The sequence below is a fragment of the Streptomyces sp. NPDC001536 genome (assembly GCF_042894505.1).
In the GTDB taxonomy this organism is placed as follows: Bacteria; Actinomycetota; Actinomycetes; order Streptomycetales; family Streptomycetaceae; genus Streptomyces.
Genome location: NZ_JBIAVQ010000022.1, coordinates 47,429 through 63,566, shown reverse-complemented (window position 1 = coordinate 63,566; position 16,138 = coordinate 47,429). Strand labels below are relative to the sequence as shown.

Sequence of the window (16,138 nt, the reverse complement as noted above, 5' to 3'; positions counted from 1 at the left end):
GCAGTTGATCACCGGGCTCGGACGCAGTGACTACCGCTCGAAGCCCGCGAAGGTTGCGGCGGCCCAACGTAAAGAGTTGGCAATGCGTCGCATTATCGGCTGCGGATAAAAACGGTCAAAAGGTGTCCGGTCGGAAAGTGTGCCGAATCCTTGCAGCCCTTTGTTCGCAAGGGTTTCGGCGAATACGAGGGTGACTGCGCGAAAACCTGCGCACACCGCCCTCCACAGCGGCCGCGCGTAACCCCTACGGGTGATCGTCCGTACTACTGCGCAGTCAGGATCCGTACGGATCCCGCGCCCTTCTCCGCCCCGCCGGTCGCCTCCGGCGTCGTCGCCCGCCACTCGCTCTGGCTGTTCCCGGCGGTCCACTCCCGCCCGGCGTACGTGACGCTCTGGATGTGCAGCGCGGAGGCGTTGGCCACCGCCCAGTGCGCGAGCTGCCAGCCGCGCTCCTGGCTGCTACGGCCCTTGGCGCCGCCGCTCACGGGCACGGTCACGGTCCGCCCGGACACCGTGGCCTCCGGAGCGGGCGTCGCCTCGGCGGCCCCCACCTCCTTGGCGGTGGTGTCCAGCGCGTCCCCGCCGAAGTCCCGTACGAGCGCCTCGCGCACCCCCTCCGGACCCGCGGCGAGGGTCGCCTCCGAGCGGCCGTCGCAGGTCAGCGTGGCCGCCGAGGTGCCGGTGAGGGCGGCGGCGAGCACCGTCGCGTCCGGCTCGTGCTTGGCGTACGCCTCCGGGTAGCCGCTGCGCTGCACGCGCTGCGCGGCCACGGTGAGCGGCAGCTTCGTGTAGCCGTCGACCTTGACCAGATGCTCGTAGAACTCCCCGGCCGCGTACGTCGGGTCCATGATCTGCTTCTCCGTGCCCCAGCCCTGCGAGGGCCGCTGCTGGAAGAGGCCGAGGGAGTCCCGGTCGCCATGGGTGATGTTGCGCAGGCCCGACTCCTGGAGCGCGGTCGCCAGCGCGATCGCCACCGCCCGCTCGGGCAGCCCGCGCCCGGTGCCGACGGCCGTGATCGTCGCCGCGTTCACCGCCTGCTCCGGCGTGAACTCGTACGCCACCCCGTCGTCCTTGCCCGAGACGACCTTGCAGCCCGGCGCGCCTGTGCCCGCGGTGATGTACTGAACCACCAGATATCCGGCGACGGCACACAAAATCACGAAGGCCGCCAGGCCACGGAAGAGGCGGCCACGACGACGCTGTTGAGGGCGGGACTGCGCTGGCATCCGTACAAGGTAGCGGAGGCCACTGTGGTGTCCGAGCCGGGTGTGGAAAGAGGGGCCGGGGCCCGGCGCGTTAGGGTCGACGCCATGGCCGATACCCCGCTTGACCTCACGCTGGACGCCGCCACACTCACCGCGCGGCTCGTCGACTTCCCCTCCGTCAGCGGCACCGAGAAGCCGCTCGCGGACGCGATCGAGACCGCGCTGCGCGCGCTGCCGCACCTGACGGTCGACCGGTACGGCAACAACGTCGTGGCCCGTACGAACCTGGGCCGCGCGGAGCGGGTCATCCTCGCCGGCCACATCGACACGGTCCCGATCGCGGACAACGTCCCCTCGCGCCTCGACGAGGACGGCTACCTCTGGGGCTGCGGCACCTGCGACATGAAGTCCGGGGTGGCGGTCCAGCTGCGTATCGCCGCGACGGTCCCGGCCCCCAACCGCGACCTCACCTTCGTCTTCTACGACAACGAGGAGATCGCCGCCGAGTTCAACGGCCTCAAGCATGTCTCCGAGGCCCACCCGGAGTGGCTGGCCGGCGACTTCGCCGTGCTCCTTGAGCCGACGAACGGCCAGGTCGAGGGCGGCTGCCAGGGCACGCTCCGGGTGCTGCTGAAGTTCAAGGGGGAGCGGGCGCACTCCGCGCGCGCGTGGATGGGCTCCAACGCGATCCACGCCGCGGCGCCGGTGCTGGCCAAGCTGGCGGCGTACGAGCCGCGCAGGCCGGTGGTGGACGGTCTGGAGTACCACGAGGGCCTCAACGCCGTCCGTATCGAGGGCGGGGTGGCCACCAACGTCATCCCCGACGCCTGCACGGTCACCGTCAACTTCCGCTACGCGCCCGACCGCAGCGAGGAGGAGGCGGAGGCGTTCGTCCGTGAGTACTTCGCCGACTGCGGGGTGGACGAGTTCGTGGTGGACGACCACACGGGCGGCGCGCGTCCCGGCCTCAACCACCCCGCCGCGGCCGCCTTCGTGGAGGCCGTCGGCGCCGAGGTGCACCCCAAGTTCGGCTGGACGGACGTGGCCCGCTTCAGCGCGCTGGGCGTCCCCGCGGTCAACTACAGCCCGGGGAACCCGCTGCTGGCCCACAAGGTCGACGAGCGGGTGAAGGTGTCGCTGATCCCCGAGGCGGAGGAGCGGCTGAAGTCCTGGCTGACGGCGTGAAGTGAGGCTTGTGCCGGTCGGACATACGCATGTCCCCCCTCCGTAACCCGCGTAGATCTACGCTGAGGTGGAAACACCCGCAAGCGGAGGGAGCGCACATGGCTACCGGCAACCCCGAGGGGAAGAAGCAGCCACCGTCGGAGCAGCGCCTGGGACCGGTCCTCCGAAGGCGGGGTCAGGTGACGGCGAGCACGACCGACCAGCGCCTCCTGGACGCGGGCGGTCCGTCCGACTGGGTCCACACCGATCCCTGGCGGGTCCTGCGCATCCAGTCGGAGTTCATCGAGGGCTTCGGCACGCTCGCCGAACTCCCGCCCGCGATCAGTGTGTTCGGCTCGGCGCGGACGCCGGTGGACTCACCCGAGTACGAGGCCGGCGTGCAGCTCGGCCGGGGCCTGGTGGAGGCGGGCTTCGCCGTCATCACCGGTGGCGGTCCCGGGGCCATGGAGGCGGCCAACAAGGGTGCCTGCGAGGCGAAGGGCATCTCCGTCGGCCTCGGCATCGAGCTCCCCTTCGAGCAGGGGCTCAACCCCTACGTCGACATCGGCCTCAACTTCCGGTACTTCTTCGTCCGCAAGATGATGTTCGTGAAGTACGCGCAGGGCTTCGTGGTCCTCCCCGGCGGCCTCGGCACGCTGGACGAACTCTTCGAGGCCCTGACCCTCGTCCAGACCCAGAAGGTCACCCGCTTCCCGATCGTCCTCTTCGGTACGGAGTACTGGGGCGGCCTGGTGGACTGGATCACCAACACCCTCATCGCCCAGGGCAAGGCGGCGGAGAAGGACCTGCACCTGTTCCACCTGACGGACGACGTGGACGAGGCGGTGGCCCTGGTCTCGAAGGAGGCGGGCCGGTAGGAACCCACCGGACGGGCTGGGTTTCTCGAACGTCCGACGTTCACGAAATTCAGCCCCTCCGGCGTTCGAGGAGCGGAGCCCCCTGGGAACGGGGTCGAAGAAGGCTCTACGCCAGCCCCCGCCGGGCGACCGCAGGGGGCCGGTGGCCGGCGATGGACGCGACCATGTCCAGCACCTGGCGGGTCTCCGCGACCTCGTGCACGCGGTACACCTGCGCCCCCAGCCACGCCGACACCGCGGTGGTCGCCAACGTCCCGACCACCCGCTCCTTCACCGGCTTGTCCAAGGTCTCCCCGACGAAGTCCTTGTTCGACAGCGACACCAGCACAGGCCACCCGGTGGCCACCATCTCGCCCAACCGCCGCGTCGCCTCAAGACTGTGCCGCGTGTTCTTCCCGAAGTCGTGCCCCGGATCGATCAGTACCGACTCCCGAGGCACCCCCAGCGAAACCGCCCGCTCCGCCAGCCCCAGCGTCACCCGCAGGATGTCGGCCATGACGTCGTCGTAGGAGACCCGATGCGGCCGCGTACGGGGCTCCGATTCCCCCGCGTGCGTACACACCAGCCCCACCCCGTACCGCGCGGCGACCTCCGCGAGCCCCGGATCGACCCCGCCCCACGCGTCGTTCAGCAGATCCGCCCCCGCCTCGCACACGGCCGCACCCACCGACGCCCGCCAGGTGTCCACGCTGATCACGACATCCGGGAACCGCCGCCGCACCTCCGCCACGAACCCGACCGTCCGCCGCGCCTCCTCCTCGGCGGAGACGTCCTCACCCGGCCCGGCCTTGACCCCGCCGATGTCGATGATCGCGGCACCCTCGGCCACCGCCTGCTCCACGCGCGCGAGGGCCGGTTCGTCGCGGAAGGTCGCGCCCTGGTCGTAGAAGGAGTCCGGGGTCCGGTTCACGATCGCCATGATCACCGGCTCGTGCGGCCCGAATTCCCGCCTGCCCAGCCTGAGCATCCGCTGTGACCTCTCGTAGTACGACCTGGGTACGGCCGCTTCCTCGGCCGCCTGCGACCCTAACTGTCAGACTCGCATGGCACGATCGGACTCTGGCACATTCGACTCCGAACACATTCACCGAGCGTGGGGACCCTCAGCGATGGTTATGTTCTTGTTCCTCGTCGTCGCGCTCGCCGTCGTGGTCGCCGCGGTGACGCTCGCCGTGGTGGGCGGCGGCGAGACAGGCCCGCTGCCCGAGGCCGCTCCGGAGCGGCTCCAGGACCCCCTCCCGCTGGAGCGCCCGGTCAACCGCGCCGATGTCGAGGCCCTCCGCTTCCCGCTCGCCGCCCGCGGCTACCGCATGGGCGACGTGGACGACGCCCTCAGCCGCCTCGGCGCCGAACTCGCCGAACGCGACGCCCGTATCGCCGACCTGGAGTCCGCCCTGGCCGGCGCCCAGGCCGTCACGCACGGCGCGCCCGGCCCGCATGTGTCCATGGAGAAGCCCGCCGAGGGCCCGGGGGAGCAGCGGTGACCGACGGCGCCGCCCTCGCCGGCCCGGACGGCGCCCTGCGCTGCCCGTGGGCGCTGTCCACCGAGGACTACGTCGCGTACCACGACGAGGAGTGGGGCCGCCCGGTCCACGGCGACGACGCCCTGTACGAACGCCTGTGCCTGGAGGCCTTCCAGTCCGGCCTCTCCTGGATCACGATCCTGCGCCGCCGCGAGGGCTTCCGCACCGCGTTCGCCGGCTTCGAGATCGCCAAGGTCGCCATGTTCACCGACGCCGACCGGAACCGCCTCCTGGTCGACGAGGGCATCATCCGCAACCGCGCCAAGATCGAGGCCACGCTCGCCAACGCACGCGTGCTGGCCGACTGGGCGCCGGGTGAGCTCGACGAGTTCATCTGGTCCCACGCCCCGAAGAAGCCGGGCCCGGCCCCGCGGACGCTGGGCGACGTCCCGGCGATCACTTCGGAGTCGACGGCCCTGTCGAAGGCCCTGAAGAAGCGGGGCCTGCGTTTCGTGGGCCCGACGACGGCGTACGCGCTGATGCAGGCGTGCGGCCTGGTCGACGACCACTTGCAGACCTGCGTGGCCAGGGGAGGGCGTTAGGGGCGCGGGGCTGCATCGATTGTGCGGCTCCGCCGCGTGGGCGCGACCAGCCACAACGGACCCGCGGCCCCGCACGGACCTATCGACCCAGGTACTTCGGCTTCTCCTTGTTGACGAAGGCCTGCACAGCGATCGCATGGTCCTCCGAGGACCCCGCCCGGGTCTGCAGCTCGTCCTCCTTGTCCAGCGTCTCCGCCAGTGTGTGCGTGAGCCCGTACGCCACGGCCTCCTTCAGCGCCGCGTACGCCACCGTCGGCCCCGAGGCCAGCGCCCGAGCCACCTTCTCGGCCTCCGCGCGCAGCTCCCCGGCCGGGACCAGCCGATTCGCGATCCCCAGCTCATAGGCGTCCTGCGCGGTGATGCTCCGCGGGAAGAGGAGCAGGTCGGCCGCACGGCCAGGACCGACCACCCGCGGCAGCGTCCAGGAGATGCCCGAGTCCGCGGTCAGGGCGACACCCGCGAACGACGTGTTGAACGCCGCCGTGTCCGCCACCACCCGGTAGTCCGCCGCCAGCGCGAACCCGAAGCCCGCTCCCGCCGCGACGCCGTTGACGCCCGCCACCACCGGCTTCGGCATCTCGGTGAGCGCCCGCACGATCGGGTTGTAGTGCTCCTTCACCGTGCTCATCGTGTGCCGGGACCCGGTCTCCCGGTCGGACACCAGCAGCCCGATGTGCTCCTTGAGGTCCTGCCCCACGCAGAACGCCCGTTCCCCGGCGGAGGTCAGCAGCACGGCCCGTACGGCCTCGTCCGTCGCCGCCGCCTGCACCGCCTCCCGCAGCGCGACCTTCGTCGCGATGTTGAGCGCGTTCATCGCCTCGGGCCGGTTGATCGTGATCGTCGCGAGTCCGTCGCTCACCTCGTAGAGCACGGTGTCGGCCATGGTGTGTCCCCTCCGGTGTTTTCCGGTGTCGCGGTCTGAAGTACCGGACCTACTCGCCAGTACATTTTCGTATCCGAAGGACAGCATGGCGGAGATCACCGCCGAACGACCGGAACGGACGTGTGACCTGCGTCAAAGAATCTGCGGCCGAAATCGCTCGCCGGATACGTGTGCGGCCGCGCAGTATCGCAGTCACATCGCCGAATTGAGTGGTTTTGCTCGCGCGCGTTGCCCAAGCGATGCCGACTGATGTTGGTCATCGGGTCCTGAGATGCGGGATAATGGCCTGGAAGCAATGTGTTCGATGCCGGTGTCGCGTGCCCACGCACGACACGCGTGCCCTCCCAGGGCCGTCGGCTTTGACGATGAGCTGGTTTCAGGAAGGGGAACGAGCATGGCGGCCATGAAGCCGCGGACGGGCGATGGCCCGCTCGAGGTGACCAAGGAGGGGCGGGGCATTGTCATGCGCGTTCCGCTCGAAGGCGGCGGTCGGCTCGTCGTCGAGCTGACCCCTGACGAGGCCGACGCGCTCGGTGACGCCCTCAAGAAGGTCGTCGGCTGACGCGGAAGCGACCATACCCTTTCAGCTGCCCCGGCATCGATATCGGTGCCGGGGCAGCTGTTTACCCAGGTCAGCGCGGTGCGAGGGTCAGCGCTTGACCGCGCACAGCAGCCCGTCGCCCACCGGCAGCAGCGAGGGCACCAGCTCCGGGCTCTCCCGTACCGTGCGCAGCAGCTCGCGCAGCCGCAGCACCTCGGTGGGCTGCGGACCCGAGTCCACCGTCCGGCCGTGCGCGAAGACACCCTCGAAGACCACCAGGCCCCCCGGCCGCAGCAGGCGCAACGATTCAGCGAGGTAGTCCATGACCTCCTGCCGGTCGCCGTCGCAGAAGACGAGGTCGTAGCCGGCGTCGGCGAGGCGGGGCAGGACGTCCAGGGCGCGGCCCGGGATGAAGCGGGCCCGGTTGCTGGCGAACCCGGAGGCGCGGAAGGCCTGGCGGGCGAACTGCTGGTGCTCGGGCTCGGGGTCGACCGTGGTGAGCACCCCGTCCGGCCGCATGCCGTGCAGCAGATGGATACCGGAGACACCGGTGCCGGTGCCGATCTCGGCGACCGCCTTCGCGTCGACGGAGGCCGCCAGCAACCGCAGCGCTGCGCCCGCGCCGGGCGACACCGAGCGCAGGCCCGCTTCACGGGCCCGGTCACGGGCCCAGCGCAGCACTTCGTCCTCGGCGACGTAGGCGTCGGCGAACGCCCAGCTCGTCTGCCGGTTGGCGGTAATGACCCTCTCCTGTCCCCGTGGTTGCCTGGGCGTGACTGTATCCGTTGGGGCCGGGAACCCGCAGATGGGACCGGGCGTTTAGAGGGGTGGAGACGCACCCGGGGGGACACAGTTGGATCACGATGCGGAGCAGGGGCCCGAGCGGGCGGTGACGCAGCCGCACGAGCGGTATCAGCCCAGATCAAATTCTCGTAAAACCGCTTATCCGGAGCTAACGGGCGAGGTGGCTATGGTAGGGGCTCCACTGGACACCACCAGAGCCGATAGGGGAGGTGCGGCTGCGCCTGAGGATCGGGGAGGAGTGCTGCGGCGCTTCCTCGGATCGGCGGGTAGGCCGAAATCCGTGAACGACACCGCTGCTGACCACAGCCACGGCGAATACGCCACCGCGACCTTCTCCACCGACGCGGACGCGCAGGCTTGGACTCCTCCGACGTGGGAGGAGATCGTCAGCACGCACAGCGGCCGGGTCTACCGGCTCGCCTACCGCCTGACGGGCAACCAGCACGACGCCGAGGACCTCACTCAGGAGGTCTTCGTCCGCGTCTTCCGCTCGCTGTCGACCTACACGCCCGGCACCTTCGAGGGCTGGCTCCACCGCATCACCACCAACCTGTTCCTGGACATGGTCCGGCGCAAGCAGCGCATCCGCTTCGACGCCCTCGGCGAGGACGCGGCGGAGCGCCTGCCCAGCCGCGAGCCGTCGCCGCAGCAGGTCTTCAACGACGCGCACTTCGACGCGGACGTCCAGCAGGCTCTCGACACCCTCGCGCCCGAGTTCCGCGCCGCGGTCGTCCTGTGCGACATCGAAGGACTGTCGTACGAGGAGATCGCCGCGACCCTGGGCGTCAAGCTCGGCACGGTCCGCTCGCGTATCCATCGCGGCCGTTCCCAGCTGCGCAAGGCCCTCGCGCACCGTTCGCCGGAGGCCCGGGCCGAGCGTCGCTCCTTCGTGCCCCGCGTCCCCGCTCTGGGGGGAGGGGGCGCGACCGCGTGAGTGGATCACGGCCCAATCCCGCCGAGGGGCGGTTCACCGAGCATCATCTGGGAGACCGACTTGCCGCGCTGGTCGACGGCGAGCTCGGTCATGAGACGCGCGAGCGCGTCCTCGCGCACCTTGCCACCTGCACCAGGTGCAGAGCCGAGGCCGACGCCCAGCGTCGTTTGAAGAACGTCTTCGCGGAGGCGGCGCCCCCGCCTCCCTCCGAGAGCTTCCTCGCCCGCCTCCAGGGGCTGCCCGCGGGAGGTGACTCGGACGGCGGCTCGCCGTTCGGGGGAGGAATTCCCGACGGCTTCTCCGGGAGACCCGGCACCGCCGGGGTCTTCGGCGTGAAGCGCGGCGAGAGGTTCGACTTCGACTACGTCCCCGCGACGACGCACGGCTCCGCGCTCACCCCTGCCGTCGGCGGCTTCCGCATCCATGACGTCAGCCGGCACGAGGCCGAGCGATCGGCGTCGCGCGGTATGCGGTTCGCCTTCGTCGTGGGCGGGGCGGTGTCGCTGGCTGCGATCGCGCTGGGCGGCGTCACCACCGTCGCGCCGGCCGACACGGACGCCCGGGGCGGCTCGGGCGGCAGCAATGTCACCCCGGCCCGTACCCAGGGCGGCACGGGCGCCGCGACGCCCGACAGCCAGCGTCGCCGTGCGGTGGGTCCGCTGTTCGCCCAGGACCAGTCCCGGATGGACGCCCCGGTCGCCCCGGCCGAGGTGTCCGCCCCGCTGGTCCCCGGCACCCAGGCGCACGAAGCCACGCTGACCGCACCCGTGGTGGCCGGCGCGGCCGCCATGTCCCCGTTGATACGTCCGCTCAGCGCGACCCCGCCGCTCACCCTGACCTCCTGGTCCACGGCCCGTGACCTCACCCCGCGTGGCCTGCTCGCCGCACCCGTCCCCGACGCGACCTCCTCCCCCTCCGGCACCACCCGCTGACCCGGCCTCTGCGCGCCGGCCCCCGAACCTGGTTGAATCCAGGGAGAGCCGTGCCCGTGCCTGTCCGGCAGATCAGGCCGTGACGGCGGCAGCGTGCCTGACAGGCGCAGGTGAGCGGGGCCGACGTGCCGGCCAGGCCCTGGCTGTGGGGAGAGCATGAACGAGGGGAAGCCCACGAAGGCGAAGTGGTGGAGCCGGCCGCGTCCGCAGGACCCTGCGGACCAGGCGGAGGGGGCTCCGGACGCGCCGGGCGAGTACAGCGCGGGGACCGAGGGGGCACCTCCGGTGCCGGCTCTCACCGCCGACGGTGACTACGAGTTGAGGCAGCCTCGGACTGTGGCCGACCAGGCCGACGCCGGGGGCGACTTCGAGCTGAGGTCACCTCGGGACGCCGCCCGCGAGGACGGTCCGTCCGAGGCCGTTCCCGCGGGGCGCCACGGTGACGGTGACTTCGAGCTGAGCCTGCCCCTCACGCGGTCCGCCGCGGCGGAGGAGGACACAGCGGCTCCTTCTCCCAAGCCCCTGCACGACCCCGACCCGTACAGCACCCCGCCGTACGGCGAGCCCGGCCCCTGGGCCCCGGCCCCGCCGGTCCAGCACCCGGCGACCACCCCGTCCCACGGCACGGCGATACCGGCGCCCCCGCGGACTCACGGCACACCCGCGCACAGCGCCCCCGCGCCGTCGCCGGCCCCCAGCGCCCCCTCCTACACGGACGCGCCCCCTCCAGCCCCCTACGCCGAAACCGCCGCCGCCCCACCAACCCCCGCCAACCCCTGGCAGAACTACGACCCCTGGGCCCCCGTCCCCACCCCCCTCCAGCAGAACGGCGCCGCCGTCGACGGGCGCCGCAAGCGGACCAAGAAGGCCCTCGTCATCGGTGCCGTGCTGCTCGCGCTCGTCTCCGGAGGCGTCGGCGGGGCCGTAGGCGCCTATCTGGAGCGCAACGGCGGTGTGGGGGACGTAGAGCTGCCGCAGGCCGATGCCGAGCCCGCAGGGCGGGCGCCGGACAGTGTGGCGGGGATCGCCGCACGGGCGCTGCCCAGTGTGGTGACCCTCCATGTGAGCGGCGCCGAGGAGCAGGGCACCGGCACCGGGTTCGTGCTGGACGACCGGGGCCACATCCTCACCAACAACCACGTCGTCGAGCCCGCCGGGGCCGACGGGGACATATCCGTCACCTTCCACAGCGGAGACACCGCCGAGGCCACCGTCGTCGGGCGGGACAGCGGCTACGACCTCGCCGTCGTGAAGGTCACCGGAGTCAGCGGGCTCCAGCCCATGACCCTCGGCAACTCCGACAGCGTCCAGGTCGGCGACCCGGTCGTCGCCATCGGCGCCCCCTACGACCTGGAGGGCACCGTCACCTCCGGGATCATCAGCGCCAAGGAGCGGCCCATCACGGCCGGCGGCGAGAGCGGCGACGGCAGCGACGTGTCGTACGTCGACGCCCTCCAGACCGACGCGCCCATCAACCCCGGCAACTCCGGCGGCCCCCTCCTCGACTCCAGGGCCCGGGTCATCGGCATCAACTCCGCCATCCGCTCCGCCGACGACGGATCCGAATCCGGCGGCGCCCAGTCCGGCTCCATCGGGCTCGGCTTCGCCATCCCCATCAACCAGGGCAAGCGCGTCGCCGAGGAGCTCATCAACACCGGCAAGGCGACCCACCCGGTCATCGGCGTCACCCTCGACATGGACTACTCGGGCGACGGCGCCCGCGTCGGTACGAAGGGCAATGACGGCGGCGCCGCGGTCAACGCCGGCGGCCCCGGCGACAAGGCCGGCATCAAGGCGGGCGACGTCATCACCGAGGTCGACGGCCAGCGCATCCACTCCGGCGAGGAACTGATCGTCAAGACCCGCGCGCACCGCCCGGGCGACCGGCTGGAGCTCACCGTGGAACGCGGCGGCGAGGAGCTGACCATCTCCCTGGTGCTCGGATCCTCGGACGGCGATTGAGCGCACCGATCGACAGAAACCTCACAGGCACGCCCGCAAACCCGGTCCCACAAGGCAAACAACCCTCAAAACCGCTCATGCGCGCGCACTCGGAGGCCTCGGGACAGTACCGGTCGTACCGGATCGCCGGGTACCGTGGACCCGGCCCGGACATCGCAAGGAGCTTCAGGTGTTCAATGACATAGGACCGCTCGAGCTGGTGACGCTCGTTGTCCTCGCCGTGCTCGTCTTCGGTCCGGACAAGCTCCCGAAGGTCATCCAGGACGTCATGCGGACCGTCCGGAAGATCCGGGAGTTCTCGGAGAGCGCCAAGCAGGACATCCGCTCGGAACTGGGTCCCGAGTTCAAGGACTTCGAGTTCGAGGACCTGAACCCCAAGACGTTCATCCGCAAGCAGCTGGACAATGACGAGCTGGGGCTCAAGGAGATCCGCAACGGCTTCGACATCAAGAAGGAGATGGCCGAGGTCACGGACGCGGTCCACGGCCGCGACTCGGACTCCTCCTCGTCGTCCTCGTCCTCCGGTTCCTCCGGTGGCCGGATCGACATGACCAAGAAGCCCGACGACGGCAAGGACGACCGCCCGGTCTTCGACGCGGACGCCACCTGAACGCCGTAGCACCGCAGTCGTACACCTGCTCAAGAGCCGCACGTCAGTGACGTGCGGCTCAGTCGTACGTGACGCGTTTCATACCCCGCCACGCCTCCGCACGGCCTGAACCCGACGCCCGGACGCCCCACGCGCCGGGCGCTTTCCCTGCTGGTCCCAGTGGGGTGGCTATGCTGCCGAGTTGTTGTGCGGACCGGACGAGTCGCCCGAAGGGGGGCGGGCCGTTCCGGACCGACGAGGAACGAGGAGGCGTCCGGGCACATGGAGACGACGAGTCAGGCGGTCGCGCAGGCCCCGGCCACGGAGGGCGGACAGCAGGTCCCCTCCGCCCGGCGCACGGTCGACGGCTACCTGCTGGCGCCCTTCCCGTGGTACGGCCTCGACGAGGCCTTCACGGGTCCGCGCTGGCTGATGCAGGTCGGGACGGCGGCCGACGGTGCCGTCGAGCACGGTTCGATCGGGCACGGTGACGAGCCCTCCGTGCGGAACGAGGCGTCGGAGGACAAGGAGAAGTTCGCGGTGGTGGTGACCGTCGCGGCGAACCCGTCCCGGCGGAGCGCCGACGGCACGGGCCTGCTGGAGGCCACGTCCGTCTCCTCGGCGGCGTGGCTCGCGGGGGTGGGACTGCTGTCCTTCACCTGGCCCGGCTCGATGGACCACTCGCTGCGCGACGACTGGCTGGACCAGCAGACGGAGACGGCGTGGGCCCTGGCCGACGACCTCGACGGCTCGGACTGGTCGACCCTGTCGCTCCCCGTGGACGGGGTGCCGACGCCCTTCCACTACCGCGAGTCCGAGTTCGGCTGGGTCCTCGCCGGGTCCACGCCGGAGGGCGTGCACGTGGGGGCGTACGGAAGGGGCATGAGCGCGTACGGGCTCGGCTTCGCCATGATCAAGGACATCTCGGCTTACGCATAGCCGGTGCTACGACGACGGGGGCGCCGACTCATCAAGTCGGCGCCCCCGTCGTCGTAGCGGAAGAACTCAGAACTTGTTCCTCGGGGTGATCCCCAGGGACAGCCCCGCGAGGCCGCGCTGGCGTCCGCCCAGCTTGCCCGCGATCGCCCGCAGGGCCGCGCCCGCCGGGGAGTCCGGGTCGCTCAGGACGACCGGCTTGCCGTCGTCGCCGCCCTCGCGCAGGCGGACGTCGATCGGGATGGAGCCGAGGACCGGGACCGTGGCACCGGTCGTCTTCGTGAGACCGTCGGCGACCAGCTGGCCGCCGCCCGTGCCGAAGATGTCGACCATCTCGTCGCAGTGCGGGCAGGGCATGCCGGACATGTTCTCGACCACGCCGACGATCTTCTGGTGGGTCTGGACGGCGATGGCGCCCGCCCGCTCGGCCACCTCGGCGGCCGCCTGCTGCGGGGTCGTGACGACCAGGATCTCGGCGTTCGGGACCAGCTGGGCCACGGAGATCGCGATGTCGCCCGTGCCCGGCGGAAGGTCGAGGAGGAGGACGTCGAGGTCGCCCCAGTACACGTCCGCGAGGAACTGCTGGAGCGCCCGGTGCAGCATCGGACCGCGCCACACCACCGGGGCGTTGCCCGGGGTGAACATGCCGATGGAGATGACCTTCACACCGTGCGCCGACGGCGGCATGATCATGTTCTCGACCTGGGTGGGCCGCCCGTCGGCGCCCAGCATGCGCGGCACGGAGTGGCCGTAGATGTCGGCGTCCACGACGCCCACCTTCAGCCCGTCCGCGGCCAGCGCCGCCGCCAGGTTCACCGTCACCGAGGACTTGCCGACGCCGCCCTTGCCGGAGGCGACCGCGTACACGCGCGTGAGCGAGCCCGGCTTGGCGAAGGGGACCTCGCGCTCGGTCTGGCCGCCGCGCAGGGCGGTCGCCAGCTCCTTGCGCTGCTCGTCGCTCATGACGTCGAGCGTGACGTCGACGCGGGTGACGCCCTCGACCGCCGCGACCGCGTCCGTCACGCGCTGGGTGATCGTCTCGCGCATCGGGCAGCCGGAAACGGTCAGGTAGACGGTGACCGCGACCGCTCCGTCCGCGCCGATGTCCACCGACTTGACCATCCCCAGCTCGGTGATGGGTCGGTTGATCTCGGGGTCGTTCACCGTCGCCAGTGCCTCGCGCACCGCGTCTTCGCTAGCCATAGGACGATGGTACGGCTCGGTAGCCTGCCCCCGTGATGCCCGTCAGCGGTCTTCTACGTCACGTCCGGGCGACCGTTCTGCCGGGAATACGCCGTGCCCGTCCCCACGCTCCTCCAGTTCCTTCATCAGGTCCTGCAGCTCGGAGCGGATCCAGTCCCGGGTCGCGACCTCGCCGAGACCGATCCGCAGGGCGGCGATCTCGCGGGTCAGATACTCGGTGTCGGCGATCGAGCGCTCGTTCTGCTTGCGGTCCTGCTCCAGATTGACCCGGTCGCGGTCGTCCTGCCGGTTCTGCGCGAGCAGGATCAGCGGGGCCGCGTAGGAGGCCTGGAGGGACAGCATCAGGGTCAGGAAGATGAAGGGGTAGTTGTCGAACTTCAGGTCGTCCGGCGCGAAGATGTTCCACAGCACCCACACGATGATGACGATCGTCATCCAGACGATGAACCGCCCGGTGCCGAGGAACCGCGCGATGCGCTCGGAGAGCCGTCCGAAGGCCTCCGGGTCCCACTCGGGCAGCAGGCGTCGCCGGGGCGGCCGGGGCTGGTCCAGACGGGCACGCGGGCGTGTGGTGGCGGTGGCGCCCGCGGGGGTGCGCTCACGGCCCGTCTCGCGCTCAGGAGCCATGCGGAGTCACCTCGTCCTCGTCGAGGTGGAACTCGGTCTCCCGCCAGTCCTCGGGCAGCATGTGGTCCAGTACGTCGTCCACGGTCACCGCGCCCAGCAGCGACCCGGAGTCGTCCACGACGGGCGCCGCCACCATGTCGTACGTCGCGAAGAACCCGGCGACGACCGGCAGCGCGGCGTCCGGGTCCAGCGGCTGGAGGTCGTCGTCGATGATCGCGCTGACCAGGGTGTACGGCGGGTCCCGCAGCAGGCGCTGGAAGTGGACCGTGCCGAGGTACTTGCCGGTCGGTGTCTCGTCGGGCGGGCGGCAGACGTAGACCTGGGCGGCGAGCGCGGGGGAGAGGTCGGCGTTGCGGACCCGGGCGAGGGCGTCGGCGACGGTGGCGTCCGGCCGTAGGACGATCGGCTCGGTCGTCATCAGACCGCCGGCCGTGTGCTCCTCGTACGACATCAGGCGCCGCATGTCGGCCGCGTCGGCGGGCTCCATCAGGCTCAGCAGCCGCTCCTGGTCCTCCTCGGGGAGCTCGGAGAGCAGGTCGGCCGCGTCGTCGGGGTCCATGGCCTCCAGGACGTCCGCGGCCCGCTCCTCCTTGAGCTTGCCGAGGATCTCGATCTGGTCGTCCTCCGGGAGCTCTTCCAGCACGTCGGCCAGGCGGTCGTCGTCGAGGGCCGCGGCCACCTCCGCGCGCCTCTTCGGAGACAGATGGTGCAGGACGTTCGCCAGGTCGGCGGGGCGCAGTTGCTCGAAGGTGGCGAGGAGGCTCTCGGCGCCCTGTCCGTGCTCCTCCAGGGAGAAACCGGTGACGGCGGACCACTCGACGGTCAGCGTCTCGCCCTTGGCCCGCCGGAAGGTGCCGCTCCTCCCCTTCCGTACGAACACCCGGTCGATCTCCCAGTCCCGGCGGGCCGGCAGCTGCTGCACGGACACATCCAGGACGGTGACCTCCTCCTCGGCCTCGACGAGCGTGACGCGCCGGTCGAGGAGCTCGCCGAAGACCAGGCGCTCGGTGGGCCGCTGCTCGAAGCGCCGGACGTTGAGCACCCCGGTGGTGATGACCTGGCCGGACTCGATGCTGGTCACACGGGTCATGGGCAGGAAGATGCGGCGCCGGGTGGACAGTTCGACGACGAGGCCGAGCACCCTCGGCGGCCGCCGTCCGACGCGCAGCATGACGACCAGGTCGCGCACCCGGCCCACCTGGTCGCCGTTCGGATCGAAGACGGCGACACCGGCGAGGTGCGAGACGAAGATCCTGGGGACACCCCCTGCCATGCCTGCGCCTCCTTGTTTTACGCCAATTGCCCGCTCGGGTGGGCTTCAGGCTAGCCCGTCCCGATGCGGTACGCCCTGGTGGGCGGTCCGGACGGACTGGCTCCGCCGGGCCCGCGGCGCCCCGGTACTCTGCGGTACGCCT

At 71.0% G+C, this 16,138-nt stretch carries 17 protein-coding genes; 10 read left to right on the top strand and 7 right to left on the bottom strand.

The window, feature by feature from the left end:
• Nucleotides 1-263 precede the first annotated feature (263 nt).
• Nucleotides 264-1,226, bottom strand: a complete 963-nt coding sequence (locus ACFY0U_RS41115) for a heavy metal transporter (protein WP_388645027.1) — start codon at nucleotides 1,224-1,226, stop codon at nucleotides 264-266.
• A gap of 84 nt (nucleotides 1,227-1,310) precedes the next feature.
• Between ACFY0U_RS41115 and dapE the strand changes: the two genes are divergently transcribed.
• Together dapE and ACFY0U_RS41105 are read left to right on the top strand one after the other, a co-directional pair.
• Nucleotides 1,311-2,390, top strand: coding sequence for a succinyl-diaminopimelate desuccinylase (dapE, locus tag ACFY0U_RS41110; protein WP_388645026.1), 1,080 nt, complete (start codon nucleotides 1,311-1,313; stop codon nucleotides 2,388-2,390).
• 98 nt (nucleotides 2,391-2,488) lie between these two features.
• Nucleotides 2,489-3,247, top strand: coding sequence for a TIGR00730 family Rossman fold protein (locus tag ACFY0U_RS41105; RefSeq protein ID WP_388645025.1), 759 nt, complete (start codon nucleotides 2,489-2,491; stop codon nucleotides 3,245-3,247).
• A gap of 106 nt (nucleotides 3,248-3,353) precedes the next feature.
• Here ACFY0U_RS41105 and folP read toward each other — a convergent pair whose 3' ends face one another.
• Nucleotides 3,354-4,214 carry a dihydropteroate synthase gene (folP, locus tag ACFY0U_RS41100; RefSeq protein ID WP_388645023.1) on the bottom strand — a complete coding sequence of 287 codons (861 nt, stop codon included), beginning with the start codon at nucleotides 4,212-4,214 and terminating at the stop codon, nucleotides 3,354-3,356.
• 142 nt (nucleotides 4,215-4,356) lie between these two features.
• Between folP and ACFY0U_RS41095 the strand changes: the two genes are divergently transcribed.
• Together ACFY0U_RS41095 and ACFY0U_RS41090 are read left to right on the top strand one after the other, a co-directional pair.
• Nucleotides 4,357-4,731: a DivIVA domain-containing protein gene (locus ACFY0U_RS41095; protein ID WP_388645021.1), complete on the top strand. Its 375-nt coding sequence runs from the start codon at nucleotides 4,357-4,359 to the stop codon at nucleotides 4,729-4,731.
• Nucleotides 4,728-5,312: a DNA-3-methyladenine glycosylase I gene (locus ACFY0U_RS41090; RefSeq protein WP_388645020.1), complete on the top strand. Its 585-nt coding sequence runs from the start codon at nucleotides 4,728-4,730 to the stop codon at nucleotides 5,310-5,312. The genes ACFY0U_RS41095 and ACFY0U_RS41090 overlap by 4 nt, the downstream gene beginning before the upstream one ends.
• A 79-nt stretch (nucleotides 5,313-5,391) precedes the next feature.
• Here the strand turns inward: ACFY0U_RS41090 and ACFY0U_RS41085 are convergent, their stop codons facing one another.
• The gene (locus tag ACFY0U_RS41085; protein ID WP_388645018.1) at nucleotides 5,392-6,195 is read right to left on the bottom strand and encodes an enoyl-CoA hydratase/isomerase family protein; all 804 of its coding nucleotides are present in this window, start codon (nucleotides 6,193-6,195) and stop codon (nucleotides 5,392-5,394) included.
• A 394-nt stretch (nucleotides 6,196-6,589) separates the two neighbouring features.
• Here ACFY0U_RS41085 and ACFY0U_RS41080 point away from each other — a divergent pair, with 394 nt between their 5' ends.
• The gene (locus tag ACFY0U_RS41080) at nucleotides 6,590-6,757 is read left to right on the top strand and encodes a DUF3117 domain-containing protein (RefSeq protein WP_003966491.1); all 168 of its coding nucleotides are present in this window, start codon (nucleotides 6,590-6,592) and stop codon (nucleotides 6,755-6,757) included.
• An 87-nt stretch (nucleotides 6,758-6,844) separates the two neighbouring features.
• Here the strand turns inward: ACFY0U_RS41080 and ACFY0U_RS41075 are convergent, their stop codons facing one another.
• Nucleotides 6,845-7,477 carry an O-methyltransferase gene (locus tag ACFY0U_RS41075; protein ID WP_388645108.1) on the bottom strand — a complete coding sequence of 211 codons (633 nt, stop codon included), beginning with the start codon at nucleotides 7,475-7,477 and terminating at the stop codon, nucleotides 6,845-6,847.
• A gap of 301 nt (nucleotides 7,478-7,778) precedes the next feature.
• Between ACFY0U_RS41075 and sigE the strand changes: the two genes are divergently transcribed.
• The 5 genes from sigE to ACFY0U_RS41050 all read left to right on the top strand — a co-directional run bounded on the left by sigE (nucleotide 7,779) and on the right by ACFY0U_RS41050 (nucleotide 12,896).
• On the top strand, nucleotides 7,779-8,474 hold the full coding sequence (sigE, locus tag ACFY0U_RS41070; protein ID WP_388645017.1) for an RNA polymerase sigma factor SigE: 696 nt from the start codon (nucleotides 7,779-7,781) through the stop codon (nucleotides 8,472-8,474).
• Entirely contained in the window at nucleotides 8,471-9,406 is a 936-nt protein-coding gene (locus tag ACFY0U_RS41065; protein WP_388645015.1) for an anti-sigma factor family protein, read from the top strand. The genes sigE and ACFY0U_RS41065 overlap by 4 nt, the downstream gene beginning before the upstream one ends.
• Before the next feature lie 156 nt (nucleotides 9,407-9,562).
• Nucleotides 9,563-11,368 carry a trypsin-like peptidase domain-containing protein gene (locus ACFY0U_RS41060; RefSeq protein WP_388645013.1) on the top strand — a complete coding sequence of 602 codons (1,806 nt, stop codon included), beginning with the start codon at nucleotides 9,563-9,565 and terminating at the stop codon, nucleotides 11,366-11,368.
• 169 nt (nucleotides 11,369-11,537) lie between these two features.
• On the top strand, nucleotides 11,538-11,978 hold the full coding sequence (locus ACFY0U_RS41055; RefSeq protein ID WP_388645011.1) for a sec-independent translocase: 441 nt from the start codon (nucleotides 11,538-11,540) through the stop codon (nucleotides 11,976-11,978).
• 261 nt (nucleotides 11,979-12,239) lie between these two features.
• Complete coding sequence (locus ACFY0U_RS41050) at nucleotides 12,240-12,896, top strand: hypothetical protein (RefSeq protein ID WP_388645010.1); 657 nt, start codon at nucleotides 12,240-12,242, stop codon at nucleotides 12,894-12,896.
• Nucleotides 12,897-12,962: 66 nt separating this feature from the next.
• On the opposite strand, the gene ACFY0U_RS41045 is transcribed toward ACFY0U_RS41050, so the two are convergent.
• From ACFY0U_RS41045 to ACFY0U_RS41035, 3 genes are read right to left on the bottom strand one after another with little or no spacing between them, the layout of a single operon-like run.
• Nucleotides 12,963-14,096, bottom strand: a complete 1,134-nt coding sequence (locus ACFY0U_RS41045) for an Mrp/NBP35 family ATP-binding protein (RefSeq protein ID WP_388645009.1) — start codon at nucleotides 14,094-14,096, stop codon at nucleotides 12,963-12,965.
• Nucleotides 14,097-14,138: 42 nt separating this feature from the next.
• Nucleotides 14,139-14,723 (bottom strand): DUF1003 domain-containing protein, encoded by a 585-nt coding sequence (locus ACFY0U_RS41040; protein ID WP_388645007.1) that lies wholly within the window; start codon nucleotides 14,721-14,723, stop codon nucleotides 14,139-14,141.
• Nucleotides 14,713-15,996 (bottom strand): magnesium transporter MgtE N-terminal domain-containing protein, encoded by a 1,284-nt coding sequence (locus ACFY0U_RS41035; RefSeq protein ID WP_388645005.1) that lies wholly within the window; start codon nucleotides 15,994-15,996, stop codon nucleotides 14,713-14,715. The genes ACFY0U_RS41040 and ACFY0U_RS41035 overlap by 11 nt, the downstream gene beginning before the upstream one ends.
• Between the last annotated feature and the right edge of the window lie 142 nt (nucleotides 15,997-16,138).

Coding starts and splice junctions, on each gene's coding strand:
- folP (WP_388645023.1), bottom strand. CDS start 4,214: ATGCTCAGGCTGGGCAGGCGGGAATTCGGGCCGCACGAGCCGGTGATC.
- ACFY0U_RS41115 (WP_388645027.1), bottom strand. CDS start 1,226: ATGCCAGCGCAGTCCCGCCCTCAACAGCGTCGTCGTGGCCGCCTCTTC.
- ACFY0U_RS41085 (WP_388645018.1), bottom strand. CDS start 6,195: ATGGCCGACACCGTGCTCTACGAGGTGAGCGACGGACTCGCGACGATC.
- ACFY0U_RS41105 (WP_388645025.1), top strand. CDS start 2,489: ATGGCTACCGGCAACCCCGAGGGGAAGAAGCAGCCACCGTCGGAGCAG.
- ACFY0U_RS41050 (WP_388645010.1), top strand. CDS start 12,240: ATGGAGACGACGAGTCAGGCGGTCGCGCAGGCCCCGGCCACGGAGGGC.
- ACFY0U_RS41040 (WP_388645007.1), bottom strand. CDS start 14,723: ATGGCTCCTGAGCGCGAGACGGGCCGTGAGCGCACCCCCGCGGGCGCC.
- ACFY0U_RS41080 (WP_003966491.1), top strand. CDS start 6,590: ATGGCGGCCATGAAGCCGCGGACGGGCGATGGCCCGCTCGAGGTGACC.
- ACFY0U_RS41035 (WP_388645005.1), bottom strand. CDS start 15,996: ATGGCAGGGGGTGTCCCCAGGATCTTCGTCTCGCACCTCGCCGGTGTC.
- ACFY0U_RS41045 (WP_388645009.1), bottom strand. CDS start 14,096: ATGGCTAGCGAAGACGCGGTGCGCGAGGCACTGGCGACGGTGAACGAC.
- dapE (WP_388645026.1), top strand. CDS start 1,311: ATGGCCGATACCCCGCTTGACCTCACGCTGGACGCCGCCACACTCACC.
- ACFY0U_RS41060 (WP_388645013.1), top strand. CDS start 9,563: ATGAACGAGGGGAAGCCCACGAAGGCGAAGTGGTGGAGCCGGCCGCGT.
- ACFY0U_RS41095 (WP_388645021.1), top strand. CDS start 4,357: ATGGTTATGTTCTTGTTCCTCGTCGTCGCGCTCGCCGTCGTGGTCGCC.